Below are 25379 nucleotides of genomic sequence, written 5' to 3'. Positions count from 1 at the left end.
TGTGCGTTTGTTCGTTCCTGCACTGCGTTTGTAGAGAGGAGCAGGGCGGGGCCCTGCCACTTTGTTACGGAAGCCACTGTTGCGTATGGCGCCTCATCAGAAACAGATGCATTAAATGGTGGTTGCGTCTTCTGTTTCCAGCGTCTCGGTGAACTGGCTCACCAAGATCTCATCTGCAATGTTTGAGAGGATTGCTTTTCCGGCCCGCAAGGCAAGAGTTGCCTTGTCTGTGTCAGATATAGCGGCGCTTTTGATCTGGCTGGTCAGTTTGTTAATGCCCGGCTGCAGGTCATCGCGTGTATCTCGGGCTGTGTTGTCCTGATCTAAAGGTTCATCCTGCTCACTTTCAACAATAGACAGATCTGATGCAGCTGCGACCGCTTGCTGAGGTTGCCCTTCTGCATCGATGTACAGGACGACCACAGCACTCAGGGCTGCATCGCGTTGCACAATGCCAATGTTGCATTCTCCTAAGTCTTCGGGGTAGCTGCCTTTGAAACGGACAATTGAACCTGCTGGAAGACGAGATAGTTTTCTTCGATGTTCACGAAGAAGCTTAATTACTTCAAAGTCAGTCATGATGTTTAAACTCACACATTTAGTGTTAAAAAAATTGCTCTCGCAGACGCTACCCCAATGCGTAACGTATCAATTTTGCACATGCTGTCCTGTGTCGTGAATCTGGACAAAAGACAGAGTATGTTGATTGTTAGATTTAGGGGGTAAATTCACTAGGTTTAGTGTGGATATCTGATTCTGTTTGCTCTTTGAGTCTTTGGAGGTACCGACATGGTGGTGGCACGTTTAGTGCTCTATCAGGCAGCGGCTAAGCTGATTTCTGAGTTTGAAAAAAATGGTTTTGAGATTTTGCAGGGAGATTCATTTGCAGACGCGGCCAAGGCTTTGCCGAAGGTCAAGGGAGGGCTTACGCCGCATTTTGCTCCCTCTCTCAATGGGCAGAGTAAAGAGAATGCAGCCTGGATAGGGCTCAGGCTTCCTGGTGAAAAGAAGTTCTGCGGTTTTGCGGCAATCCGGCTGGAGCCGCTGCATGGGATGGTGCTCTCTGACTTTTGGGCATCTTATTGGCGATTGCGATATGACGATGTGGATGGCAACCCTGTGCAGATGACAGATGCTCAGCCGGAGATTGCGAAACGTATATCAGGGCAAGTTGGGTATCTGGGGGATCTTTGGATCAGGCCGGACTTGAGAAAACTGGGATATGCGCGAAGATTGATGGAGCTTGCGCAGCTTCTTGCTTTTGATCTTTGGCGTCTTGACTGGATCTATTGCTGGATGCGGCCTGCTGATTTCCTGAATGGGAACGGAGCGCGTTGGGGATGGATGGTCGGCCAACCCGATGGTATTCGCTTTGAAGTTCCAGCGCGGGATTTTCCTGAGGGGTTGGCGTTGTGTGCAAACCCTTCCTATGCGCTTACTCAGTTGATTGAGGATATAGCGCGCGATGCTTGATTGGGTAATTCCTGCGTGAATACAACAAGCTGAGATACTCCTGCTCGTGAATGTACGGGCAGGATCAATCTGCAATATTCACGATAGCTCTCATCGGAGAGGTTTGCGCCAATCAAATCAAAGATAGGCTTGTTGGTTTGATAGGCGTACCAGTAACTGCTCGCCACCAGTTGTCGATAGGTTTGCGGCATCGCTTTGCGGGCTCTGGTTGGGTGTTGCGCCCATTTTGAACCGAACACATGACGTGCAAAGCTCTCGGTTCCGATCATTAGAATGTCAGGGCTGTCACCGGGTGTTGCGGGAGGCGCCATGAGCAATACTTTGCGGGCATAATCAATGAACTCGGGTGAGAGGTGGCCATTGGACTGGTTCCAGATGTGCAAAAGTTGTGCGCCCGTTGTGCTCAACTCTTCGAGTATAAGTGCTGTTGCTGGTCGCCTCTCGGTGTATTCAAGCAACTTCTTGCTCCTGTCTCTGCTGCGTATAGGCGAGAACCAGCGCAGGGCGGAAGGCGTTGATCACTTCCTTTTGTTGCTTTTCGCTCAGTAAATCTATGTAGGGGCAATCATAAAGATTAATGCACATCATCTTAAGTGCTGTGATCAGGTCAAACTTCTCGGCAGTCTTAATAAGGTCCAGTACCTCTTCTTTATGGGAGAGGGTTGGGCGATGCCAGATGAGTGATAGTGCGCTTTCGTTTTCCATATGTGTCTCTCTTTAGGTACTTACGATAAGAGCGCCTGATCAAACTATAAGGCAGTATCCGTTAGTTAAAAAATATCATTTATTAGTATTCTTCGTCTTCGCTGCGTTGTATATATTTTCAACTATAATAGATAAATCTCTTATGCTGCCCCTTCCTTCAAGAATCTGTTCTTCGAGTCTTATTCCTTCTTCAAAAGACTGTAAGAATAACTCCAAGTCAAGTTTATCTGTTTGAGGCCTGTTGGGATCGTTTGCAATTTCTCCCAGAAGGCTGTGTGTCAGGTTCTCAGCGTTTGGTTTTGTGTCCGTGAGTATGTGGTCTTCTCCGAACAACAGGAACTGAGGAGATGTTTTGAAGCGGCGCGCATAATGGGTCGCTTCTTCCTGGCCAAAGGACCTGGAGCCGTTCTCGTGACTTGAGTAGGTGCTCACATTGACACCAAGAGATCTGGCGGCAGCCGAAGCTGTTTTAAATCCCGCATTGAAGCGGGCTGTTCTAAGACGTTCGTTCGGTTTCATGGCTTCATAGTATTAATTTTATGCAATATGTATTGATATTATGCCGTGTGTCAGGCGGCAACGCAATGTCCAGTTGCTGTGTGGGTGATAGGCTGAAAGCAAGAAGCTGACTTTTCTTAATTCATATCTTCGATTCTTCTTCTAACTCTGCATATTTCGCAGGTGCGCCTGCACACTGATGCATTTCCTCTCTCTGTCACAAAAACGTAATGCACTGCTTGTTTTGCCAGCTAGGTGGGGAAGGTGGGGTGTGACGGTTTTTTGACGGGGTGGGTTTGAGGAGAGGCGTCATTTGTCTGTAACAATCGCGTGTGCCTAGTACGTGAAATTTTAACAGGCACCGGGGTTGAACTCTTGATCCAGTTTGAAGGCGTTAGAAAAGAATTTGGGGCGCATGTTGCTGTAAAAGGCGCAAGCTTTATTGTCGAGAAGCCCCAGATGATCGGCATCATTGGTCGCTCTGGTGCAGGCAAGTCCACCTTGCTGCGGATGATCAACCGGCTGACCCCAGCCACAGATGGGCGGGTTCTTGTTGATGGCGTTGATGTGCTGGCTCTGCAAGGGGCGCATAAGCGCAGATGGCAGCGTGACTGTGCCATGATCTTTCAGCAGTTCAACCTTGTGCCGAGGCTTGATGTTCTCACCAATGTGATGCTTGGCCGGCTCAATGCACATGGCACTGTTTCCAGCATGCTCAAGCTGTTCACTCGGGAAGAACGGGTGCAGGCTCTTTTGAAGCTTGAGCGTTTGGGTATTGCTGAAACGGCTTTGAAGCGGGCCGAAAATCTCTCTGGTGGTCAGCAGCAGCGCGTGGCGATTGCCCGGGCTTTGATGCAGGAGCCGAAGATGCTGCTGGCGGATGAGCCGATTGCGTCGCTTGACCCGATGAATGCGCAGGTGGTGATGGATGCGCTGAAGGCGATCAACACCGAAGATGGCCTGACAGTTATTTGTAATCTCCATACTCTTGATACAGCTCGCAACTACTGCGACCGCGTAATTGGCATGCGTGACGGTGAGATTGTGTTTGATGGGAAGCCGGATGAGCTTTCCGCCAGCGTTGCCCGTGAGATTTACGGTGCAGATGAGAGTTTTGAGGAGGGGATGACCTCTACGTCTCTTGGCAGCGAAGGTGCAAAGATCGCTGCCCTGGAACTGGCGACACGTGAGGTTTCACCTGTCGTCTCTGCTGCTGAGTAGCAGCGGGTTTTAGATTTTTATTCTGATATTGGAGTGCTCTGATGAAAGTCGTCGCTAAAGTTGCTGCAGCTCTTGCTGTCAGCACAACCCTTCTTGCTGCGCCTGTGGCTCTGGCTGAAAAGAAAATCACCGAGTTCCGCATTGGTATTCTTGGTGGTGAAAACGAAGCGGATCGTCTTCGTTCCAACCAGTGTCTGGTTGATCGTTTTGAAAAGCTTCTTGGTGTTCCGGTCAAGCTTTTCCCGGCAGCGGACTATGCTGGCACCATTGAGGGCCTGAAAGGCGGAAACCTGGATTATGCTGAGCTTGGTGCTTCTGGCTATTCCGCAGTTTATCTTTCTGCTCCGGATGCGGTTGAGCCTGTGCTGACCACCAAGCAGACTGATGGCGCGACTGGCTACTACTCTGTGATGGTTGCGCGTGCGGATTCCGGCATTGAAACTCTGGAAGACATGAAGGGTAAGCGCATGGGCTTTGCTGACCCAAACTCGACTTCTGGCTATCTGGTGCCTTCCGTTGCTTTTGATGAAATGGGTTTGAAGCTGGATGAGTACTTCGCGTCTACTCAGTTCTCCGGTGGTCATGAGCAGAATGTTCTGGCTGTTTTGAATGGCGATGTTGATGGTGGTGTGACCTGGGCATCCGGCGTTGGTGAGTGGGAAGAGGGCTACACCTCTGGCAACCTGCGCAAGATGGTTGATAAGGGCATGGTTGATATGTCTGATCTGGTTCAGATTTGGAAGTCACCTTTGATCCCAAACGGTCCGCTTGTTGTGCGCAAGTCTTTGCCAGCTGATGTTAAAGGTAAGGTTGTTGCATCTCTGAAGTCCATGGTGACAGACGAGACCGAGTGTTTTTACTCCGCACAAGGCGGCGAATATGCGGATTATGTGGACGTGAACCACGACTTCTACAAGACCATTGTTGAAGCGCGTCGCCGTAAGATCGAAGCGAAAAAAGCTAACTAACTCTCATTGATTATTGAAGGGTGCGGATCTCACCGCGCCCTTTCTTTATGAGGGTCGTGAGGGCTCTCAGTTTTTTCCTGTTTGGAGGATGTTGAAGTGGCCGCTCATCTGGCGCTTGCCGAAGCTTCCCGTCTGGCCGAGATCTCTCAGGCCTATGAGCGAGTTGCCCGGCGCCGTACTCTTTATACAATAACACTGCTCGGGCTTTGTGCTTTGAGCATTTTCGGCGGCTTGTACATTGCCGACGAGGCGAACTCCGGTGGTTTTTGGGCCGGGCTGGGTAAGTTCTTTGATTATCCGGTAGAGCTTTTCGTTGGGGCCTATGAAAAGGGATTGGTTGGTCTCTTCGGGCTTGTGCTTCAATACCTCCCTTATCTTCTGGAGACGGTGAACATTGCACTGGTCTCCACGCTTCTTGCTTTCTTTCTTGGTGGAGCGTTGAGTTTCGTTGCTAGCCGCAATCTGGTGAGCAACCGATTTGTTGTTGGTGCCATGCGCCGCGTGATGGATATCTTCCGTGCGTTTCCTGAGATCGTAATTGCGCTTTTGCTGGTGCTGATTTTTGGCCCGAGCCCGGTTGCTGCTGTGATTGCAGTGACCACACATACGATTGGGGCTTTGGCCAAACAGTTTTCTGAGGTGAATGAGAACTGTGACCTGAAGGCTGTTGAGGGGATCCGCAGTGTGGGCGGTAATTGGCTGGAGCAAATCCGCTTTGGCGTACTGCCTCAGGTGCTGCCGAACTTTTTGTCTTATGGGCTGCTTCGTCTGGAGGTTAATGTGCGCGCCTCTGCGATCCTTGGTTTTGTGGGGGCCGGTGGCCTTGGAGCGGAACTGAAGATGGTGGTGGACTGGAACTACGGTGCCGACATTCTCGTCATTATCTTCATGCTGGTCATTTCTATCACATCCATTGACTACCTGAGCGGGTGGATGCGGCAGAAGCTGATTGGCCAGACAGGTCAGGTTTGAGGGAGCGCGCTATGACAGATGTTCGTTTATCAGGTGCTGCGCTTTCCGATGATGTGCAGCGGTTGGATACTCTCTATCCGGGTATCATTGAGCAGGGATGGAAAAAGCGACTGCTGGTGCCGGGGCTTTCTCTGCTCGCTGTTGTCTATCTCGTGATTTGCTTTTTTGCTTTCGGCGTTCCGGGCGTGATTGAAAAGGCACGCGGGGACATGGCGCAGTTGTTTGCGCTGGATGCTTATGCTCACAAAGTGCACGCGAAGTATCAGTTCAAGAAAGCGGATCAGGGCTTTGTTGTGAGTCTGGAAGGCAACCAACGCTCTATATATAAAGAGCAGCCAAACTGGATTACGCAGTCTGGCGGTCAAACCACCATTGATCTTGGCGGAGATGGGGTGCTGCGGTTTGGTAATGGGTTGGTGACCTATACCCATCCTTCTTATGGGCAGGACTTTGTGTTCAAGGTTGGAGATGGTGTGCCGCAGTTTGTTTCTGGTACGGAGGCTGACTGGCTTAAGGTTTCTAAGACGCAGGTGAATGCGCGCCCCTCTTTATATACCCGTATCTGGCTGACGAAGAGCAAAGTCGAGGTGCATCGCTATTTTGTGGGCTGGGAGAACTTCTGGTTCGACTTTGACAGCAAGCTGAATGGACTGAGCTCAGGGGAGCTGCTTTCGCTGGCATTCTCTTCCGACAGGCTCGATCCGGACGTTTCCAACCTGCGCTTTATGTTCAATGAGTTTTGGACAAATAGTGAGTGGCAACATGGTGAAGTCTATTTTGCTTTGCTGCAGACTTTGATCATGGCTGTGGTTGGGACACTGATTGCCGGCATTCTGGCTTTGCCTCTGGCGTTTGCTGCTGCAGCGAATGTGAACCCGGTTCGACTGGCGCGGACAGGCGTACGGCGGTTCTTCGATTTTCTACGCGGAGTCGACATGCTGATCTGGTCACTGATCTTTATCCGGGCGTTTGGGTTGGGGCCTCTTTCCGGTATCTTCGCGATCTTCTTCACGGATACGGGGACATTCGGTAAGCTGTTCTCTGAAGCGATCGAGAATGCGGATAAGAAGCAGGCCGAAGGTGTTCAGGCAACCGGCGCTTCTCCGGTTCAGAAATATCGGTTCGGACTGTTTCCGCAAATTCTGCCACTCTTCATTTCTCAGATGCTTTACTATCTGGAGAGTAATACACGCAGCGCGACTGTGATTGGGGCTCTGGGAGCAGGGGGCATCGGCCTCAAGCTGATTGAGACAATGCGTACGCGGCAGGATTGGGAGAACACGCTCTACCTTATCTTCCTTATTATTATTGTCGTGATGTTGATGGATCAGCTCTCGGGATGGTTGCGCAGGAAGCTGATTGAGGGACAAGCCTAAGTCTCAAACACGGTTTTGATTGAAGAGGGCAGTCACATAAGTGGCCGCCCTTTTGCGTTGAGTGCTGTTTTGAGGTGGGTTTTATCGGAAGAAACGGGTTGTGGGCAGGCTTGTCCACATTGCGCACGGCACTTGTCAAAAAATGCATTTAGGCTTTGGATGTTTGAATTTGGAGTGAATTTATTCTTTAAGTATTTGATATTGTTGAATTTTATCGACTCAATGTATTTGGTGCAATGTTATTCATCAATAATATTTATATAATTGCTTTGTGATGTAGTCGTGATGTGTTCGATCTCAGATTTCGTGTTTAGGTATGTATTTCTAAGTTTGGCTCACTGAATATTACCGCAGAAAATATAGAGTTGTAGGGTGGATGTACTCGGGTTGTAGCCAGTATGACTTGGGTTGATAAGTGAATTCTTAATATCACAAAATATGATGTATATTTACGCGCAAATTGCTTCAGTTTCTCTTTGAGAACGCTCTGAGGTGAAGCTGAATCACAATATATTCCTTCATTTCTGGTGTGTTAATTGTGTCACATCGCTATTTCGCAAAATTCAAACTCCATTTGAATGATTGATTAAAATCGAAATATCACAAATATTGATGCTGTGAACAGCGCGGGGCACACATGACGGTGCCCGCTGAGAGAATCATTGTTTTAAACATTGATTTGATCGGCAAGCGCAAGTGGGGAGCCAGAGTGGTCAGGGATCGACATAGGGTCGAGCTGCTCTGGTTTTAAAGAAAGTTAGAATTATGAACTTTAAGGCTATCGCAATCGCAGCCGCTGCTGCAGCTGCTGCAACTTCCGCTCAGGCTGCTGATCTTCCAGCTGACATCGCACCAGTAGACTACGTACGCATCAACGACGCATACGGCGCAGGCTTCTTCGTACTGCCAGGTACTGAGACTGCAATCAAAATCGGCGGTCGTATCCGTGTTGAAGCAAAAATCAACAACCTGACCGAAGACGAAGATTACGGTAACGACAAGAACAACCAGAACTTCCGTGCTCGTGCAAACCTTCGCGTTGACACCCGCACTCAGTCTGAGCTGGGCCTGATCCGCACTTACGCAGACTTCCAGTTCACTTCTGACACCGACAAGCGTGGTAATGAAGGCGTTAAGCTGGATAAAGGTTACGTTCAGATCGGTGGTTTCACTTTCGGTCGCGCAACTTCCGCATTTGACCTCTGGACTGGCAACCTGTCTTCTAACGTGTTTGATCGCCACATGTCTGATGACACCGTTTGGCAGGCATCTTACACCCACGCACTCGCTAATGGTCTGACACTTGCTGCTTCTATCGAAGACAACTCTGACCGTCAGCACGACATCATTGGTGGTGATAAGGCAGGTAACACTGTTCCTTCCTTCGTTGCTAAAGCTCAGATCAATCAAGGCTGGGGCTGGGCAGGCCTGTCTGGTGCTGTAACTAAAGTTGACTCTCCAGATGCCGATTCCTCTGAAGTTGGCTACGGCATCGCAGCAGGCTTCGGTGTGAATCTCGACATGGTTGGTCCAGGTGATGTGTTCAACTTCCAGGCTGCATATGCAGACGGTGCGATGGCTTATGTTGGTGCAGATGACACTGGGGATGCTGTTGTTGTAGGCAATGAACTTGAAACCAACAAAGCATGGGCAATTGCTGCAGGTTACAAGCACAACTGGACATCTGAGTTCTCTTCCGGTCTTGAAGGTTCTTACCTCGATGTTGAAGCTGGCGAAGAAACCGCAACCTTCAAAGACTTCAATGAAGTTGTTGTAGCGGGTACTCTTGAATACCGTCCGGTTTCCGGCCTCCTGTTCTCTGCTGGCGCAGGCTGGAAGCAGAAAGACGAAGATGGTTCTTCAAAGGAAGATGCTGCTACTTTGAACTTCCGCGTAGAGCGCTCTTTCTAAGGTTGACTTAAGCCTTAGACCTTCATTGGACCTTCAATAATCCTGATTTTCCAATGACTCTCATTCCCGGTGGTGTCCAAAACCACCGGGTTCCTCCGTTTGAGGACGCGTGTGAGTGTATAGACTTGCCTATTTCTCTTTTGGATTTGCTCGTTAAATTTTAGTCAGCATTTTAATCCCCAGAGTGCAATTTTTCCCAGGGGCTCATCCAAACTGCATTTATTTGATGGTGAACACTATTAGGTGTTACCATTTTTAATGAAAAATAATCTCATAAATTCAATTAGTTATATGTTGTTGGAATAACTATGACTTAAGTCGCATGACTTGTGTGGGGTGCTCCCTCCATGAAGCTGTTGTGTCAAAAAAAACACACTACTTTCACGTGGTGATGTTTCTCCCCTTTCAAACTACTAGGTTGATGTTGCGATCTTCCATCTCGTCGGGCATCAATATGTCCATCGATGCGGTCGAGCCGATTGATTGCTTTGCCAGATTTTGGGCGAGCCTCTCAGGTTCTCGTGTCGCTGGGAAAAGAGGAAATGTGAGCTGCTCCAAACAGGTCACGCCAATTTCTTCTTTCTATTGAGAGACATTGGAAGGTCAGGATTATGAACGTTAAGACTCTTGCACTCGCTGCAGCAGCTGCTGCAGCTGCAACTTCTGCACAGGCTGCAGATCTGCCACTCGCTGCTGAGCCAGTAAACTACGTAAAAGCATGTGACGCATTCGGCGCTGGTTACTTCCAGCTGCCAGGCAAAGACACCTGCATCAAACTCGGCGGTCGTATCCGCGCGCAGTACGTTTCCCACAACCTGCAGGACGGTCTGGAAGACGTAACTAACCAGGACGACATCGACGCTGGTAAAACAACTGAGAAAAAGACCAACGACTATAGTTCTTATGTTCGTGGTTACCTGTACTTCACTTCTATGACTGCTACCGACATCGGTACTATCAAAACTTACACTGAGTTCCAGGGTGAGTGGAATGCTTCCGAAACTCAGTCCACCAAAGTGAACGATGCTTGGGTGCAGATCGGTGCAGACTATGGTTCCTTCCTCTTTGGTCGTGAGAGCTCCCAGTTCGATGCATTCACTGGCTACACTTGGATTGTTCCAGGCGGCATCTCCCTCTCTGACGTTTCCCTGCTGCAGGCATCCTTCACTGCTGACCTCGGTAACGGCTTCACTGCGGTTGCTTCTGTAGAAGATTCTTCTTACCGCGGTGGTGATGAAAACGCTGTTGATATCGTTGGTGCGCTGAAAGTATCTCAGGGTTGGGGTTCCTTCCAGCTTTCCGGTGCTGCGCACAACAAAGCTGATGGCGATGGTTACGGCTACGCAGCTGGTGCAACTGCAACCTTCAACCTTGACATGGTTCGTGAAGGTACAGAAATTACCTTCCAGGCTCAGTATGCTGATGAAGCTGGTGCTTACATCACTTCTGATGGAGATGATGCAGCAAAAACAGGTTACTCCCTGTCTGGTGGTCTTGAGACAGCTCTGACTGACAAAGTTTCTGCTCAGCTTGATCTTTCCCACGTTGCATTTGACAATGATAGCGATGATTACACAAAGACTTCTGTAAACGGTTCTATCGTTTACTCACCAGTTGCAGGTCTCGGTCTGGCTCTGGCTGCTGGCTGGAACACCCAGGACGACGATACTTCCAAAGACTACGAAGACGAAACCAAAGTTGGTGCTCGTGTTCAGTACACCTTCTAATCTGGTGTAAAAAGTTTGATAGCTTAATCGCTATTTGATTTTTAAGAGCCTCGGTAGTTGTAAGCTACCGGGGCTTTTTTTGTTCGTGCTTCAAGTGGGACTTTCCCAACAAGAGCAAAATCTATTTGATGTGCAGTAAGGGTTATGTCGTCGAGGTAGCTTTACCTCGTATCAACATCACAGTTGCTGGTAGCGTCATGCGCGTCTGTTTTGAAAAGATGCACTGTTCACGTTCGTTATTCTATCTATTAGCTGGATTCAGGTCTTATGCGCGGCAGAGGAGCCTAGAGCTTGCGTACTGCTATAATTGATAGTCGTGCGGACATGTGCCTGTTAATGGATATAAGAGTTCGATAGATTTCTCCTCAGGCACTCTTTACCTTCATTTGTTTGTCAGATCCTTGTCTATTTCTATGAGATAGGCAGGGTCTTCAACTTTATCTTGATAATAAAGTTTGAAGGGCAATCTAGATCGAGCTCGGACGTGGTTGCCTATTTCTCTAGCTGTTTTATTCACACTACGCTGTGAGAGGGCTGCTGATGTGCCTATAAACGTTTACATCGTATGCGGGACGTTGCTACCATTTTGTCTTGGTCTCTGTTATTAGTGTTAAGCTATTGAATCTAATAAGTAATAATTACTGAAATATTTCTCTTAAGTTGTATCTCCATATTGTCATGGAGACAAAGTGATAACTTTTGCTTTTCATAAACTGATTTGATTTGCCTATTTGTCGTGTTGTAAAAAAATCACATGTAAAATTTGACAAATAGAAATAGGCAATATGCCGACCTGAATAGGCTTGCCTAATAATCTGAACATTGTAATTTCTCCCCACGAACCTTCAGGGGGCTTTCTCTTCAAGTAGGCGCTTGAATTGAGGCGGAAGGTTCACGGGGACAGTTCAGACACGTTTGATGACGGTGTGCGCACCTGAATTGCGGTTTGATGATCTGTTTTAAATAAAGTTTAAAATCCTAATTATGGGAAGCTTGTGATGAACTTCAAGAAAATCGCTATCGCAGCTGCTGCAGCAGCAGCAGCAACTCCAGCAATGGCTGCTGACCTTCCAGTAGTTGCTGAGCCAGTAAACTACGTACAGGCTTGTGATGCATTCGGCGCTGGCTACTTCCAGCTGCCAGGTCAGGACACCTGCATCCGTGTACACGGCCGTATTCGCACCAACTACACTTCTCATGATCTGACTAAAGATTATTCTGCAGCTAACAATGCATATTCTGCATATGCTCGTGGTTACATCTACCTCGAGTCCATGACTGACACTGAGTTTGCTTCCATCAAAACCTACACTGAGTTGACAGGTACTTGGAATGACGACAACACCAGCGAAGTTGGTACAGGTAGCGCATACGTCCAGCTCGGCTTCGACAACGTTTCTGTTCTGATCGGTCGTACCGGTGGTGTATTTGACCCATTTGGTGGTTACTCCGAAATCGGGACTGTTGGTCCAGTTGCTGGTGGCGAAGATGCACTTCAGATCTCTGCAACAGCTGACCTTGGTAACGGTTTGACTGCTTCTTTCGGCATCTTGGACTCCAACGCATATGGCGGCGCATCCAAAGATGCTAACTTTGAAGCTGGCCTGTCCTACACACAGGGCATGTTCTCCGCATCCGCATTTGCTGCAGCGCACGCTTACAGCAACGATGACTACGGCTTTGCTGTTGCTGGTCAGGTTGAAGCAGACGTAACAGATAGTGTAAAAGTTGGCTTCGGCGCAGCTTACGCTGACTCCGCTCTGTCTTACATCGGTGGTAACCGTGAGTTTGCTCAGTTCACAGATGCACTTGGTGCAACTGGCTACAACCTCGTAGCTGGCGCAGAGTTTGGTCTGTCTGATAAAGTAACTGCAGCTCTTGATGCATCTTACACTTCAATTGACGTATCTGGCTTCGACGCTAGCGTAACTACTGTAAACGCTTCTGTTGTTTATGCTCCAGTTGCTGGCCTGAAGTTCGTTGTTGATGGTGGTCTTGCACGTGACTCTGAAGACGGTGAGCTGGCGAAAATCTCCACTCGCGTTCAGTACTCCTTCTAAGATCTCTTAGATTGAGGGTCTCGGCGGCGGTGTCGCCGGGACCGTTTTCATAAAGCCTTGATGTGATACCTGCCACAGACTTACATGTGCAGGGGGTATAGGAAGGTACTACTTCAAGATTTTATGAGTTTTGGTTTTGGTCAAAACCTTCTAATCTATATCTGGTTGAAGTTCTTATATCCTGATCTTTCAATCAGTCTCTCAGGCCCGGCGGTTCCAACCCGTCGGGCTTTCCCATTTGTGCGTGGTACTTAAGTTCTCAATGAGTAATCCAATTGGGTGATCTCTTAATCCGCACTATTTTGCTCAGTTAAATCCTTTGCTCGTTTCGATTGGGTGAGAAAATCCTGCCCAATCTATAGTAATTGCGAAAATTGAACCTTGGCGTAATTGTCTAGTTGCACAGGGGTAGTCATTGCAGCCGATTAAAAGCGGCGCATTTGTGGGTGTTCGACTACTCCGAGTGACGGATGGAGGTTCGATACCATGACGAAGAAGCTAATATTCCTGCCGGTCTTGCTGTCATTCGGAGTAGCAGCACAGGCGACTGACTTGCCTAAACCTGTTTTTGAAGCTGAGCCTGAGCCGCTCAATCTGGTAGAGCCGCTGGACTATGTTCAGGTTTGTGATGCTTACGGGGAGGGCTTTTTCTTTATTCCAGGAACACAAACATGCCTGCGATTGAGTGGGCGGGTACGCACAGATGCGCAGTATCGTCGGTTCCCGAAAAAGCCCAATAACTGGGGTGGGGTGGTTGATGATGGTCCTAAGGGGCGTGATCTGAACTCTATGCGCTTCCGGGCTCGGTCTTACATCCGTATGGATGCGCGATCCGAGACCGAGTTTGGCTTTGTTCGTACGTTTTCTGAGCTTCGTGCCACCGTGGACTCCGATACTGAACGGTATGGAGAGTCTCCGGAAATGGATTTGAACAAGGCGTACATTCAGTTTGGTGGTTTCACGATTGGGCGGACGGGCTCTCTGTTTGACTTCTTCACTGGAGCAACGTTTGGTGCGGTGCATCGGGACTGGTCTGATACCAACTCATGGGCTGCGGCTTATACCGAAGTGTTTGATGGCGGTGTGTCTGTGACCGTTTCCATCGAAGACCCGGTTTATCGTGCGCATGGTGTGTTTACGGGTGTTGCGAGTGAGAATGGTAAGGCTGGTAACAAGGCGCCGGATGCGATTGCGGCGTTCCGGATGGATGGTGATTGGGGCAGTGCCAAGCTTGCAGCTGCTGTAACGAATATACGTCCAGAAGCTGCATATGTTCCCGGTGATATCGGTTGGGCCATGGGGGCAGGGGCTATTATTAACCTGCCGCAACTGGGTGGTCAGGATGCTATGGCTTTGCAGTTCCAATATGCAAATGGTGCCGTATCTTACGTAGGAATTGATGACGATGAAGTTTTTGACGCCTATTACATCAATGGAGATACGCGGAAGGCTGAGGCGCTGTCCTTCTCAGGTGGGTTTACGCACTATGTGACGCCGGAAGTGAGAACTGATTTTGATGCAAGCTATGCGGTAGTTGATACGCCGACGGGTGCGGCGCTTCCGGACTTTGATCGGTTTGCGTTAGATTGGGATCTGGTCTGGTCACCGGTTGCCGGCATGGAGATGGGTGTGGACCTCGGGTACTCCAGAACGTCTCCTGATGATGAGAAGGATTTTGATGAGGCGAGTGCGCTCTTCAGGGTCCAAACGACTTTCTAAAATACAGAGTTTCTTGAAGAACTTGGGAGTTGGATTGAATGATCCAACTCCTCTTTTTTGTGTGCTTAGGCGTGTTTGAGAATGAAGCTCAGGATGCGATCCTGACTGAGGTTGTCCCACAGCAGTGGTGCATGACCTTGGTTGGGCACTGTCAAAAGCTCCATGTTTTCATGGTGTTGCTGCATCATCTCTACGGTGTTTGTTGAAAGAAGACGTGAGTTTTCGCCGTGGAGCAGAAGGTGTGGAATGGGCTTCATAGCGTTGAAGGAAGGCCAGAGGTCTTCTTCCGGGGCGGCCTTGTGTTCTCCGCGGATTGTATCGCCCAAGCGTTTGTCGTAGCGAAGAGTTACGCCCTCTGAAAAAGGGGTATATAATTGATTGGCAAAGGTTATCCAATCTTCGTCAGACATGGCGGTGAAGGTTGCACCGTGAATGGCTGCCAGGCGCTCTGCTGCGATTTTCATACTTGGCTGTGACATGATTGTGCCGACAGCGGTGACAATATCATCAAGCGCAGGTGGCTCGATGATTGGACCTATGTCGTTGATAATGACTGATAAAAGGCGCTCTGGATGGCGTTGTGCCATCGAGAAGGAATGAAGGCCACCGCGGGAGGTTCCGACCAGGGTAAACTGGGTGAGGCCGAGCGCTTCGATGCCGCGGTCGATGTCATCCGCTTCCTGTTCAAGGCTGTAGCTTTCGTAGTCTTCAGAGTAATCCGAATGACCGCGGCCGCGGTAATCCATGGCGATAACGCGTAGGCCGTTTTCTTTCAAGAAGTTTGCCAAGTGGAAGAAATCTCTGGTGTTTCTCGTGAGGCCGGGTAGGCAGAGGACGGTTGGGTCGCGGGGATTGTCTGGTTCCCAGATGTTTGCGGAGAGCGTGAGGCCGTCGCTGGCTTTCCAGGTGAAGCGGGTTGTGCCTGTCAGGTTCTGAAGATCAACATTAATGTAATCAGAGGCTTGAAGCATAAAATCCTCCCGAAATGCTTCTGCGTTTCCAGCGAAAGCAGAGCGGTCCGGTTTGTTCCCCGGCTTCTGACTGTTGCTCAAAAGTGTTGTTCAGGCGCTTGTCGTGACTACGCTTTGTAACAGGTGCCTGATGACTCGCTGGGTGATTATCCTCACCATAGGGCAGGTTTGTTCGCCTGTCTTGTCAAAGTTGAGGGGGAGATGGGCATTCGCTTGGTAAAGGTTGATGTTCGGTTTCAGATGCAAAAAAGCCCGACATAATTGCCGGGCTTCTTTGAAAAATTAGTGCTTAAGAAAGCGATTAGTACCCGCGTGTGAGGTCCTGCGTGATGGTCAATGGCTTGTTTTCAAGCTTGTAGCGATAGACCTGCAGGTTTTCTGTAATACGCTGGACATAATTTCGTGTTTCGCCATAAGGGATTGATTCAACCCAATCAATTGGGTCGACTTTTGGGTCGCGAGGATCACCGAAGCGTTCAATCCACTCCTTCACCTTGTTTTTGCCTGCGTTGTAAGCAGCGAAGGTGAGGATGTAGGAACCGCCAAACTCTTCCACGAGTTCACCCAGGAATGCAGCGCCGAGTGTGGCGTTGTAGGCTGGATCAGAGGTCAGGCGTGACTTCTTGTAGGAGACGCCGAGATTGCGTGCGGTGTCACGTGCTGTCCCCGGCATGAGCTGAAGTAATCCCAATGCGCCTGCACTGCTGCGCGCTTTTGGGTTAAATGAGCTCTCTTGTCGAGCGATCGCGTAAACGACTGGTTTTTCTACACCTTTTGTGATGCGTGTTTTGCGCGGAATTGCGTTGGTTGGGTAAGCCAGCGGTGCAGCTTCCACGCGTTCAGCCTGTGCCAGACGGCCAACCATGGTGGCCCACTGATAGACGCCCCGGGACTCCGCAAGCTCTGTAAGGAGCCGGATTTGACCGTTGGTCGGAAGTGTGCGCGCCAAGTGTGTATAAAACAACAGTGTATCATTGTGCAGTCCGGCTTCATCCAGTCGTTTGATCGCCTGGACGAGCTCGTTGCTGTTGAATGCGCTCTGGTCTGCTGCTGTCACTTCCGGCAGGGATGCCAGTGGCATCTGGTTGATGCCGAGCTTGGCGAGGGCCAGCTGTCCGTAATAGGAGGTCTGGAAAGCACCGGCCTGCTGGTAATAGGAGATAGCGCCTTCAGTGTCCTTCAATGCTTCGCGGGTACGACCCAGCCAGTAATAGGCACGGGAAAGCGTCTGGGAGGTTTTGCCTAGCTTCGCGATGCGTTTGAAGTGAGGTTCAGCAAGACGTGGATCGCCCACATAGCGCAGTGCGAACCAACCGGCGTGGAACTCGGCCTCAACAATCATGTCCGGAGATTCCGCAGCGTGATTGGCGGCGATGTTATAGGCGCGGCGTGGTTGTCTTGCTTCGATCATCTCTCGGGAAATGTCGCGGCGTTGTTTCCACCAGCTGTCGCCCTTCAGCAGCACCTTTGGGTCGGTTGGAGCTGCTTCCATCAGCTTGGCCGCGGTGTTGTAGTCACCTTGCAAGCGGTAGTGCTGGATCAACGCAAACTGGTAGTTGCTGTCCGATTTCATAGAGCGCGGAACGCTCTTTAACTTGCTGAGTGCATTGCCGTTTTTGCGGATGCTGGCGATGCGTGCCTTTATATATGTCTGTTCATCGCGTGAGAGTTCAGAAAGCAGGCGTTCAGCGCCTTTTGCTCTGTCACGATATAGAAGCATTTCTGCTCTTAGGCGGTGATCTTTCTGACGAAGCAGGCTGCCAAATGCCCTGCGGATGGCAGCTTCGTCTTCTGTTTCAAATGCTGTGGTTTGCCAAAGCGGGCGAATGAGCTTGGCGGCTTCATTGCGATTGCCTTTGGCCAGATGCGCTTTTGCCAGCGCCAGTTTGCCGTCATTGGTTTCGGGCACAGTAGAGCCGAATGCCGCGATGATCTGATCCGGTGTCAGAGTGGATGCGGCGAGGGCGGCTTCACCGCGCGCGCGCACGACTTTGGCTGTTGGCCAATGCGGGGCGTCTGCTGCGAACTGAGCGATGTGAGTGACGGGGGTTTGCGGGCCACCGCGCAGCATGATGAACCAATCTGCCAGACGGCGGTCAAGATTGTTCGGCAATGCATTGCGGGCGCGCAGTGCTTCATTCAGACGTCCGGCTTTGACGTGCTGGAGCACTGTTTTGAGTGGTTCAACGGACCCTGTTGCTTGAGCTGTGCTCAATCCCTGTGGATAAGAACTTGTCAGCGCGGCGGTCGCTTCCAGCGCATTTTGCGGGCTGGATGGGCGGCCTGAAACCTGTGCCGGGTCATTGGCAGCAGGTGCTGCCGGGGCATAACTGGACAGTTGAGTGTTGTTCGTTCCGCCTGCATAGCCCTTGCCGATCACGGGTGGCTTGGAGCGCGGTGTGGCAGCACGTGATCCGCTCTGCACAGCAGCATGCTGCGTGCTCAGGCCGGCAGTGCGCACAACCTTTGCAGGGTTCGGAGCTGGAATTGCGCTGTGATTCAAAGAGGATACAGCAGAAAATGCCGATGCGGAAAATGTCGTGGCAATGGCAATCGCACTAACACGTGTCGATACTAAAAGAAACTCACGGATACGCATACTACTCGTCGGCCCGTCTCACCTGAGTGCTGTTAATCCGGCAAAAACGCACCGGACGGTTTAATTCCCAAAAAGTCCCTCATTCTGCTTGCCACAAACAGGGTAAATATCTGTTTAATGTTTTGCCGAAGGGCCCGTAATACTCACCTGTGAAACTGGCCTAAATATGAGCACAAAAAAATTCCCGAATCTTATAAGAGAAACTCTTGGTGATGTTGCCGAGATAGGCTAGATCACATTATTGTATGCCACCCCTTTGAGGGCACTGGCAAATTTTGCTCTGTATATATGTAATCCAACGAGGAACCTGAGATGTTTAGAGGATCAATTCCAGCACTTGTCACACCTTTCAAGGATGGCAAAGTGGATGAGAAGGCCTTCCGGGAATTCGTGGATTGGCAGATAAAACAGGGCACCCACGGGTTGGTGCCCGTGGGAACAACCGGTGAAAGCCCAACACTTTCTTTTGATGAGCACAAGCGTGTCATCCAGATGGCAGTTGAGGTTTCTGCAGGCCGCGTTCCTGTTATGGCAGGCGCTGGTTCCAACAACCCGGTTGAGGCAATTGAATTTGCGCAGCACGCTCAAGAAGTGGGCGCGGATGCGATTTTGTCTGTTACGCCATACTACAACAAGCCAAATCAGGCTGGTTTGAAAGCGCATTTCAAAGCGATTGCTGCGTCTGTTGATCTGCCGATCTTCATTTACAACATTCCAGGTCGTTCCATTATTGATATGGAAAGCCAGACCATGGCTGAGTTGTTCCATGAAGTGGACAATATTGTTGGCGTGAAAGATGCGACAGCGAACCTTGCGCGCGCCTCCGAGCAGCGCCATCTGTGTGGTAAGGACTTCATCCAGCTTTCTGGTGAAGACATCACGGCGCTTGGCTTTAACGCTCATGGTGGTAATGGCTGCATCTCTGTGACTGCGAACATTGCGCCTGCATTGTGCTCTCAGTTCCAGGAAGCTTGCCTGGCGGGTGATTACGCGACTGCGCTGTCTATTCAGGATCGTCTTGCACCGCTGCATCAGGCTCTCTTCATTGAGCCGAACCCAGCTGGTCCAAAGTATGCTCTGTCTCTGCTTGGTAAAATGGAGAACGAGCTGCGCTTGCCACTGGTTCAGGTAACTGAAGAAACTCAGGATAGCATTCGCAAGGCTATGGTTCATGCAGGCCTGATCAACTAAGCTATTGCTCCGCGCACCTTATAGGAGTGTGCGCGGAGGCTTTTATTGAATGAAATAAGGAAAAGAAATGGCTGCCAAAAAAGGTGGCGTTCCCGGGCGCAAGGTTGTTGCGGATAACCGGAAGGCCCGTTTTAACTACGAAATTGAAGATGTGTTTGAGGCTGGCATTGAGCTGAAGGGGACTGAAGTTAAGTCTCTTCGCCAAGGCAAAAGCAACATCGCCGAAAGCTATGCCGCTGAATATCAGGGTGAGATGATGGTCTATAACATCTACATCCCTGAATACACGCAGGGTAACCGGTTTAACCACGAGCCTCGCCGTCCACGTAAACTGCTGATGCATCGCCGGGAACTGAACAAGCTGTTTGCTGCTGTTCAGAAGGAAGGCAAGACCATCGTACCGTTGAAGATCTACTTCAATGAAGATGGACGGGCGAAAATGGAAGTTGCGCTGGCGCGGGGTAAAAAAGCCCACGATAAACGCCAGACTGAAAAGACGCGGGACTGGAACCGCGAAAAGCAACGTCTGATGAAAAACGGCTAGAGCATCTCAAGTTTTGCTGGTGATGCTCCAGCTCCTTTCCCTACACCTGCTCGATTAAGACTGCTGCGAAAACTTGCCGGAAAGTTGCATTCCTTTTAAGAAGGGGCAACTGAACTTGGAGGTGGAGCGGATGTCTAGTGAAACGAAGTTGTTGTTGCCCGATCTGGCGCGGCAAATTGCGGAAGTTGCAACACTCGAAGGTGAGTTTGTACTTCGTTCCGGGCAGGTTTCTGATCGTTACTTCGATAAATACAGCTTCGAAGGACTTCCCCATATTTTGCGACCACTCGCACAAGCCATGAGCGCGTTGCTTCCGTCAGATACGGAAATCATCGCTGGCCTTGAGCTTGGAGGCGTCCCGCTTGTTACTGCGCTGTCTCTGGAAACTGGTCTTCCTGCAGCGTTTGTTCGAAAAGAGCCTAAATCTTACGGTACATGCCGTGCGATCGAAGGGCAGGATCTGACCGGGCGAAAGGTGGTCTTCGTTGAAGATGTTATCTCTACTGGTGGGGCTGTTGCTGATGCTTTGCAGTTAGCTAAGCAAGAAGGGGCAGATGTTCGGGCCGTTATTTGTGCAATCTGGCGCGGTGAAGTGGCTCCGGCAATCCATGCTGCGCCTGAGCTGCCTGTCTATCCTGTTTTCACTCGAAGCGACCTTGAGGCGCCGTTTGGAGATCAGGCGAGGTGAATGGAGCGTCAGTGAGATAGGTCAGGTGTGATTTTGCCCTTGCATGTGCGTGTGTTGAGGTCTGTTTCTGGTTGCCCAAAGTGTAGGCAGAGAACTCTGATTGTTCTGGAGTGTTTTAATGAAAGTTGTTGTTGCCTCTCAAAATCCGGTCAAGGTGAATGCGACGCTTGAGGCGTTCAGGGCTCAGTTCCCTGCAGATGAGATTGATCTGGTTTCTGCCAGTGTGCCATCTGGCGTTGCTGACCAGCCGATGAGTGATGAGGAGACGCGTCAGGGTGCTGTTCAGCGTGCGGAAAATGCGCTGGAGGCAGAAGCCGATGCGGACTTTGGTGTGGGGCTGGAAGGCGGCATTTGTGAGCTGCACGGCATTGCCTACACCTTTGCTTGGATGGTTGTGATCTCCCGTGAAGGGCAGGTCTCAGCAAGTCGCTCCATGCTGCTTCCGCTGCCAGATAAAGTGATGCAGCTGGTACGCTCTGGTGTGGAGCTGGGGCATGCGATTGATGAGATTTTTGGTACGGAGAACATCAAGCACAAAGGCGGTGCTTTTGGTTTGCTGACGCGAGATCGGTTGACCCGGCAGTCCGTTTATGTCGATACACTGTTTTGCGCGCTGCTGCCGTTCAGATCTCCTGCGTTTAGAGTCACTTAGCCGGTGTTGCTGAGACTATGATTCACCTGAAACGAAAAACAGAGCCATTTAGGCTCTGTTTTTGTAGGTGGTTGCAAAACTACGAAGAGTTTGATTCCGAATTTTGCGTTAACTTGTTGAACTTCCATCGAATTTGTTGGTTCTTGGGAAGCCATTTGGTGGCAGGCGTCCGGCTTGGCCGCGGTCTCCGCGCCAGTCCTGCATTTCTTCCAGGGTGCGCTTGAAGATGCGACCGGATGCATCTGTCCATGTCAGGCCTTCTTCGGAATCGAAGGTCTTGATGTCGGAAATGCCACCGTCTCTGTAGCGCTGCAGGCGCACACCGCGACCACGCGTCATGACTGCGATCTGGGCAAGCGGGAAGGTGAGGAGTTTTCTGTTGTGGCCGATGACAGCAACATAGTCTCCAATAGCCGGTACGCATAGAACAGCTTTTGCAGGAGCTGTTACGTTGAGGACCTGCTTCCCTTTGCGGGTGTTGGCAATCACATCCTTTTCCTGAACCACAAAGCCATATGCTCCGTCAGTGCACATGAGGAGCTTGCGTTCTGGGTCATGTACGAAGGCGCTGACGATTTCCTGCGTCTCGTCCATATCCAGCATCAGGCGGATCGGTTCACCATGGCCGCGACCACCTGGCAGCTTATCTGCGCCAAGGGTGTAGAACTTGCCGCCACTGGTGAAGATCAGGATCTTGCTGGTCGTCTCTGCATGGAAGGACAGGAGCAGCTGGTCGCCTTGCTTGAAGGCAAGGTTGGTCACGTCCTGTACATGGCCCTTCAGCGTTCTGATCCAGCCTTTTTCGGAGATAACAACCGTGATTGGTTCTTTCTCGATCATGGCCTGATTGATCTCTTCCAGATCACGATCATCAGCTGTGCCGAAGTCTGTGCGACGGGCGCCGATTTCGGTTTCAGGGCCGTAAGCCTTGCCGATCTCGCCGACCTGTTTGGAAACGCGGTTCCACTGCTTCTTGTCGGAAGCGAGGAGAGCTTCCAGACCAGCTTTCTCTTTGGAGAGCTTGTCGTGTTCTTTCTTGATCTCGAACTCTTCAAGCTTGCGCAAGGAGCGCAGGCGCATGTTCAGGATCGCTTCGGCCTGAACTTCTGTCAGGTCGAAGGCTTTGATCAGCGAGGCCTTGGCATCATCTTCTTCACGGATGATGCGGATCACTTCGTCGATGTTCAGGTAAGCAACCAGATAGCCTTCCAGAACCTCAAGACGGTGGTTGATCTGGTCCAGTCTGTGGTTTGAACGGCGAACCAGAACTTCTTTCTGGTGCTCAAGCCACTCCTGCAGAACGTCCTTGAGGCTCATGACCTTTGGCACGACGCCTTTGGACAGGACGTTCATGTTCAGCGAGAACCGGTTTTCCAGGTCCGTCAGCTTGAACAGGGAGGCCATGAGCAGTTCAGGGTCTACGTTCTTATTACGCGGAACCAGAACCACGCGCACGTCTTCAGCAGATTCATCGCGAATGTCATCCAACAGCGGCAGTTTGCGCGCCATGAGGAGTTCAGCGATTTTCTCGATCAGGCGGGACTTCTGAACGAGATAAGGAATTTCGGTGACAACAATGTTGTAGGTGCCGCGGGCGCCTTCTTCCTTGTGCCATTTGGCGCGGGTGCGGAAACTGCCGCGGCCAGTTTTGTAAGCCTCCAGAATGGAGCCTTGGTCGTTGACGATGGTGCCGCCAGTCGGGAAGTCCGGGCCTTTGATGAACTCCAGCAACTCTTCCACTTCAGCATCCGGCTTTGAAATCAGATGCTGACAGGCGTTGCACAGCTCGTGCACGTTGTGTGGCGGGATGGAGGTTGCCATACCTACCGCGATGCCTGTGGAACCGTTGGCGAGCAGGTTCGGGAAGCTGCCCGGCAGAACAACCGGTTCAGAGTCCAGACCGTCATAGGTTTCGCGGAAGTCGACAGCGTTCTCGTTGAGGCCATCCAGAATGCGGGTGGCCACATCGGTCATGCGTGCTTCGGTGTAACGCATCGCAGCGGCGCTATCGCCGTCGATGTTGCCGAAGTTGCCCTGACCGTCCACCATCGGATAGCGCACGGAGAAATCCTGCGCGAGGCGGACAAGAGCGTCGTAAATGGCGGCATCACCATGCGGGTGGTATTTACCCATGACGTCACCGACAACACGCGCACACTTCTTGAAACCCTGATTAGGATCGAGCTTCAAAAGGCGCATGCCGTAAAGAATACGACGGTGCACTGGCTTCAGGCCATCGCGTACATCTGGCAGTGCGCGATGCATGATGGTTGTCAGAGCGTAGCTGAGGTAGCGCTCTTCCAGTGCATCTTTAAGATTGATTGTTTCCGGGCCATCCTGGCCAATCACTTCCTGTCCCATGACACTTGGTTATCGTTCTTGGCTTGTTCTGTCCATGCTAACGCACCGTTCTGCCTATGAAATCCTCAGAAAACAGCGCTTTTTCAAGGTTTAGTCCTGTGTAATGGGCATGTGTTTTGCGACTCAGTGTGATGAATACGTAGCCCTCCCTAATCAACCGCAAATAGCAGCGGTAACAACTGGTTTCGACCAATGCTCGAATTTGCAGCGCCGGTTTAAGTCTGCCTGATATTTGCTCGGCTACCCTAAACCTAGGAAATGGCAGGATATTGTTATTGGCAGGGAGATAAGGTGTTGAATTATAAGAAAATACTTTCCGTGTTCGCCACTGTGGCATTTGCGGGCAGCCTTTTGGTTGTACCTGAGGTTTTGGCTGGTTCCGGCAAGTCTTCTCCGCAGATCAAGTTGGAGTTCCCAAAGTCTGACAAAAAGACTGATGCGGACAAGTCGAAGGCCACCACGAAGACCACCAAGGCAGATCCAAAAACTGCTGCGACTGATCCGAAGAAGGATCCAAAGCAGACAGCCAAGAAGCAAGAGCCTGCTCAGTCTGAAATCCGTATTCCGCTGGGTGGTAAGAGCAACAGCCCCACTCTTGTGATCCCTGAAGGTAAAACCAAGAAGAAGTAGGGAGGAGAGCCGATGCAGTTTATGCAGGCACTTACAGTCAAGGGATTTGTGATGGCGTTTGGGGTGGTTGCTGTTTCTGCTTGCAGTCATGCCGCAGATAGTGAGCAATCCGTCCCTCAAGGTTCGGCGCAGCAGAGTGCCCAAACAGAATGGGCAGAGCAGAACTCCGTTGTTGAAGCGCCGGGTGTTCTTCGCAGCTGGTTTCAGCCTCCACCAGAAGATCAGCACCCTTATGTTCCGCCGCCTCAAAAGCGTTATGTTCCGCTGGGAGGGGATAGCACTGGGCCGGTAATTGTTCTGCCGGGTGGAAATGGACCGCAGTCAGACTGAGGCAGTGGTTTCTCAGCTCATGTCTGAGAGCTCGGCGAAGTCTTTCTTGAGTGCTGTCACGTAGCTGTCGCGTGCTGGTGGCCAGGGGATGCTGCGTGGCTCGTAGATGTATTTGAAGAGGAAGTATCCGGTGAGTGAGAAGCCGGCTTCCATATCGCCTTTTGAGATCTGGATGTTTTGTGAAAGGCGTGCCTGTGGAGCCTTCAGGAACTCTGGCAGGGTCAGAAGCTTGTTGGCGTAAGGTTGGCCAGCGGTTTTGCAGACGGCTCTGCCGGATTTGGGAGAGACCCAGATCAGTTCGTCAGTTGCGCCGGTGGCCGCGCATTCTGTCAGGTCCAGACCGAAGCCAAGTTTATTAAGCAACTCGAGCTCAAAACGAAGCACAAGTGCTGCGCCGATTTGCGGATCTTCCAGATGGTCGAGGATGACATCCAGCGCATGGAAAAGGTTGGGATGCGGATCACGCTCTGGCAACAGACGGATTTGTGCGCACAGGCTTTGCAGACCGTGAATGGCGCGGGCTGTTTGCATAAGGTGGGCCGCGCGGAGCTGTAAGGGCTCAACGGTGAAGAAGCCCAGATGCTCATCCAGTCTGGCGCGCCATGTGAGATTGAGGTGGTTGCCCAGTTGAAGGGCAGGTTGCTGGCGGCGTGATCTGCCGCCGCGCACCAAACCAAGGCAGCGGCCTCTGTCAGGCGTCAGGACTTCAAGCAGGATGTTGTTTTCACCCTGCTTGCGCGTTCCAATGACGATGCCTTCTGCTTGCCACTGCATCTTGAACTT

General features: G+C 50.8%; 23 protein-coding genes. 15 read left to right on the top strand and 8 right to left on the bottom strand.

What is annotated here, in order from left to right; genetic code table 11:
• Positions 1-111 precede the first annotated feature (111 nt).
• Positions 112-579 (bottom strand): hypothetical protein, encoded by a 468-nt coding sequence (locus PSE_RS17700; RefSeq protein WP_014286103.1) that lies wholly within the window; start codon positions 577-579, stop codon positions 112-114.
• 210 nt (positions 580-789) lie between these two features.
• On the opposite strand from PSE_RS17700, the gene PSE_RS17695 reads away from it, so the two are divergent.
• A complete protein-coding gene (locus PSE_RS17695; protein ID WP_014286102.1) occupies positions 790-1473 on the top strand; it encodes a GNAT family N-acetyltransferase in 684 nt (227 codons plus the stop codon).
• Here PSE_RS17695 and PSE_RS17690 read toward each other — a convergent pair.
• The 3 genes from PSE_RS17690 to PSE_RS17680 form a co-directional block, all read right to left on the bottom strand.
• Complete coding sequence (locus tag PSE_RS17690; RefSeq protein ID WP_041768657.1) at positions 1440-1931, bottom strand: hypothetical protein; 492 nt, start codon at positions 1929-1931, stop codon at positions 1440-1442. The two genes, PSE_RS17695 and PSE_RS17690, sit on opposite strands and share 34 nt — an antisense overlap.
• The gene (locus PSE_RS17685; RefSeq protein WP_008547279.1) at positions 1924-2178 is read right to left on the bottom strand and encodes a hypothetical protein; all 255 of its coding nucleotides are present in this window, start codon (positions 2176-2178) and stop codon (positions 1924-1926) included. Before PSE_RS17685 ends, PSE_RS17690 begins: the two co-directional genes overlap by 8 nt.
• Before the next feature lie 75 nt (positions 2179-2253).
• Positions 2254-2697, bottom strand: a complete 444-nt coding sequence (locus PSE_RS17680) for a helix-turn-helix transcriptional regulator (RefSeq protein WP_041768656.1) — start codon at positions 2695-2697, stop codon at positions 2254-2256.
• A gap of 354 nt (positions 2698-3051) precedes the next feature.
• Here PSE_RS17680 and phnC point away from each other — a divergent pair, with 354 nt between their 5' ends.
• The 8 genes from phnC to PSE_RS17640 all read left to right on the top strand — a co-directional run bounded on the left by phnC (position 3052) and on the right by PSE_RS17640 (position 14630).
• On the top strand, positions 3052-3897 hold the full coding sequence (gene phnC, locus PSE_RS17675) for a phosphonate ABC transporter ATP-binding protein (protein WP_014286101.1): 846 nt from the start codon (positions 3052-3054) through the stop codon (positions 3895-3897).
• Positions 3898-3938: 41 nt separating this feature from the next.
• Complete coding sequence (gene phnD, locus PSE_RS17670) at positions 3939-4865, top strand: phosphonate ABC transporter substrate-binding protein (RefSeq protein WP_014286100.1); 927 nt, start codon at positions 3939-3941, stop codon at positions 4863-4865.
• Between the two features lie 96 nt (positions 4866-4961).
• Entirely contained in the window at positions 4962-5837 is an 876-nt protein-coding gene (phnE, locus tag PSE_RS17665) for a phosphonate ABC transporter, permease protein PhnE (RefSeq protein WP_051125995.1), read from the top strand.
• Positions 5838-5848: 11 nt separating this feature from the next.
• A complete protein-coding gene (phnE, locus tag PSE_RS17660) occupies positions 5849-7213 on the top strand; it encodes a phosphonate ABC transporter, permease protein PhnE (protein WP_014286098.1) in 1365 nt (454 codons plus the stop codon).
• A 765-nt stretch (positions 7214-7978) separates the two neighbouring features.
• Entirely contained in the window at positions 7979-9124 is a 1146-nt protein-coding gene (locus tag PSE_RS17655; protein WP_014286097.1) for a porin, read from the top strand.
• Positions 9125-9735: 611 nt separating this feature from the next.
• Positions 9736-10851 carry a porin gene (locus PSE_RS17650; RefSeq protein WP_014286095.1) on the top strand — a complete coding sequence of 372 codons (1116 nt, stop codon included), beginning with the start codon at positions 9736-9738 and terminating at the stop codon, positions 10849-10851.
• A 998-nt stretch (positions 10852-11849) separates the two neighbouring features.
• A complete protein-coding gene (locus PSE_RS17645) occupies positions 11850-12911 on the top strand; it encodes a porin (protein ID WP_014286094.1) in 1062 nt (353 codons plus the stop codon).
• Between the two features lie 486 nt (positions 12912-13397).
• Positions 13398-14630: a porin gene (locus tag PSE_RS17640; RefSeq protein ID WP_014286093.1), complete on the top strand. Its 1233-nt coding sequence runs from the start codon at positions 13398-13400 to the stop codon at positions 14628-14630.
• A gap of 65 nt (positions 14631-14695) precedes the next feature.
• Here PSE_RS17640 and PSE_RS17635 read toward each other — a convergent pair whose 3' ends face one another.
• Both PSE_RS17635 and PSE_RS17630 read right to left on the bottom strand, forming a co-directional pair.
• A complete protein-coding gene (locus PSE_RS17635; RefSeq protein ID WP_051125994.1) occupies positions 14696-15601 on the bottom strand; it encodes an alpha/beta fold hydrolase in 906 nt (301 codons plus the stop codon).
• 301 nt (positions 15602-15902) lie between these two features.
• On the bottom strand, positions 15903-18200 hold the full coding sequence (locus tag PSE_RS17630; RefSeq protein WP_014286091.1) for a transglycosylase SLT domain-containing protein: 2298 nt from the start codon (positions 18198-18200) through the stop codon (positions 15903-15905).
• Between the two features lie 312 nt (positions 18201-18512).
• On the opposite strand from PSE_RS17630, the gene dapA reads away from it, so the two are divergent.
• From dapA to yjjX, 4 genes are all read left to right on the top strand, one after another.
• On the top strand, positions 18513-19391 hold the full coding sequence (dapA, locus tag PSE_RS17625) for a 4-hydroxy-tetrahydrodipicolinate synthase (protein ID WP_008546810.1): 879 nt from the start codon (positions 18513-18515) through the stop codon (positions 19389-19391).
• 67 nt (positions 19392-19458) lie between these two features.
• Positions 19459-19935, top strand: coding sequence for an SsrA-binding protein SmpB (gene smpB, locus PSE_RS17620; RefSeq protein ID WP_014286090.1), 477 nt, complete (start codon positions 19459-19461; stop codon positions 19933-19935).
• Positions 19936-20065: 130 nt separating this feature from the next.
• On the top strand, positions 20066-20623 hold the full coding sequence (pyrE, locus tag PSE_RS17615) for an orotate phosphoribosyltransferase (protein WP_041768655.1): 558 nt from the start codon (positions 20066-20068) through the stop codon (positions 20621-20623).
• A 118-nt stretch (positions 20624-20741) separates the two neighbouring features.
• Positions 20742-21275 (top strand): inosine/xanthosine triphosphatase, encoded by a 534-nt coding sequence (yjjX, locus tag PSE_RS17610; RefSeq protein ID WP_014286088.1) that lies wholly within the window; start codon positions 20742-20744, stop codon positions 21273-21275.
• A 108-nt stretch (positions 21276-21383) separates the two neighbouring features.
• Here yjjX and parC read toward each other — a convergent pair whose 3' ends face one another.
• Entirely contained in the window at positions 21384-23636 is a 2253-nt protein-coding gene (gene parC, locus PSE_RS17605; RefSeq protein ID WP_014286087.1) for a DNA topoisomerase IV subunit A, read from the bottom strand.
• Between the two features lie 291 nt (positions 23637-23927).
• Here parC and PSE_RS17600 point away from each other — a divergent pair, with 291 nt between their 5' ends.
• Entirely contained in the window at positions 23928-24266 is a 339-nt protein-coding gene (locus PSE_RS17600; RefSeq protein WP_148266166.1) for a hypothetical protein, read from the top strand.
• Positions 24267-24278: 12 nt separating this feature from the next.
• Positions 24279-24596, top strand: a complete 318-nt coding sequence (locus PSE_RS17595) for a hypothetical protein (protein WP_014286085.1) — start codon at positions 24279-24281, stop codon at positions 24594-24596.
• Positions 24597-24608: 12 nt separating this feature from the next.
• Here the strand turns inward: PSE_RS17595 and recO are convergent, their stop codons facing one another.
• Complete coding sequence (gene recO / locus PSE_RS17590; RefSeq protein WP_014286084.1) at positions 24609-25370, bottom strand: DNA repair protein RecO; 762 nt, start codon at positions 25368-25370, stop codon at positions 24609-24611.
• Between the last annotated feature and the right edge of the window lie 9 nt (positions 25371-25379).

Source organism: Pseudovibrio sp. FO-BEG1 (genome assembly GCF_000236645.1).
Lineage (GTDB): Bacteria > Pseudomonadota > Alphaproteobacteria > Rhizobiales > Stappiaceae > Pseudovibrio.
This window is presented reverse-complemented; position numbering and strand designations above follow the sequence as displayed.

Excerpts from the sequence above, each read along its gene's own strand:
- pyrE (WP_041768655.1), top strand. The coding sequence starts at position 20,066 with ATGTCTAGTGAAACGAAGTTGTTGTTGCCCGATCTGGCGCGGCAAATT.
- PSE_RS17650 (WP_014286095.1), top strand. The coding sequence starts at position 9,736 with ATGAACGTTAAGACTCTTGCACTCGCTGCAGCAGCTGCTGCAGCTGCA.
- parC (WP_014286087.1), bottom strand. The coding sequence starts at position 23,636 with ATGGGACAGGAAGTGATTGGCCAGGATGGCCCGGAAACAATCAATCTT.
- PSE_RS17635 (WP_051125994.1), bottom strand. The coding sequence starts at position 15,601 with ATGCTTCAAGCCTCTGATTACATTAATGTTGATCTTCAGAACCTGACA.
- PSE_RS17695 (WP_014286102.1), top strand. The coding sequence starts at position 790 with ATGGTGGTGGCACGTTTAGTGCTCTATCAGGCAGCGGCTAAGCTGATT.
- PSE_RS17655 (WP_014286097.1), top strand. The coding sequence starts at position 7,979 with ATGAACTTTAAGGCTATCGCAATCGCAGCCGCTGCTGCAGCTGCTGCA.
- smpB (WP_014286090.1), top strand. The coding sequence starts at position 19,459 with ATGGCTGCCAAAAAAGGTGGCGTTCCCGGGCGCAAGGTTGTTGCGGAT.
- PSE_RS17700 (WP_014286103.1), bottom strand. The coding sequence starts at position 579 with ATGACTGACTTTGAAGTAATTAAGCTTCTTCGTGAACATCGAAGAAAA.
- yjjX (WP_014286088.1), top strand. The coding sequence starts at position 20,742 with ATGAAAGTTGTTGTTGCCTCTCAAAATCCGGTCAAGGTGAATGCGACG.
- PSE_RS17645 (WP_014286094.1), top strand. The coding sequence starts at position 11,850 with ATGAACTTCAAGAAAATCGCTATCGCAGCTGCTGCAGCAGCAGCAGCA.
- PSE_RS17680 (WP_041768656.1), bottom strand. The coding sequence starts at position 2,697 with ATGAAACCGAACGAACGTCTTAGAACAGCCCGCTTCAATGCGGGATTT.
- recO (WP_014286084.1), bottom strand. The coding sequence starts at position 25,370 with ATGCAGTGGCAAGCAGAAGGCATCGTCATTGGAACGCGCAAGCAGGGT.
- PSE_RS17685 (WP_008547279.1), bottom strand. The coding sequence starts at position 2,178 with ATGGAAAACGAAAGCGCACTATCACTCATCTGGCATCGCCCAACCCTC.
- phnD (WP_014286100.1), top strand. The coding sequence starts at position 3,939 with ATGAAAGTCGTCGCTAAAGTTGCTGCAGCTCTTGCTGTCAGCACAACC.
- PSE_RS17640 (WP_014286093.1), top strand. The coding sequence starts at position 13,398 with ATGACGAAGAAGCTAATATTCCTGCCGGTCTTGCTGTCATTCGGAGTA.
- dapA (WP_008546810.1), top strand. The coding sequence starts at position 18,513 with ATGTTTAGAGGATCAATTCCAGCACTTGTCACACCTTTCAAGGATGGC.
- PSE_RS17595 (WP_014286085.1), top strand. The coding sequence starts at position 24,279 with ATGCAGTTTATGCAGGCACTTACAGTCAAGGGATTTGTGATGGCGTTT.
- phnE (WP_014286098.1), top strand. The coding sequence starts at position 5,849 with ATGACAGATGTTCGTTTATCAGGTGCTGCGCTTTCCGATGATGTGCAG.
- PSE_RS17630 (WP_014286091.1), bottom strand. The coding sequence starts at position 18,200 with ATGCGTATCCGTGAGTTTCTTTTAGTATCGACACGTGTTAGTGCGATT.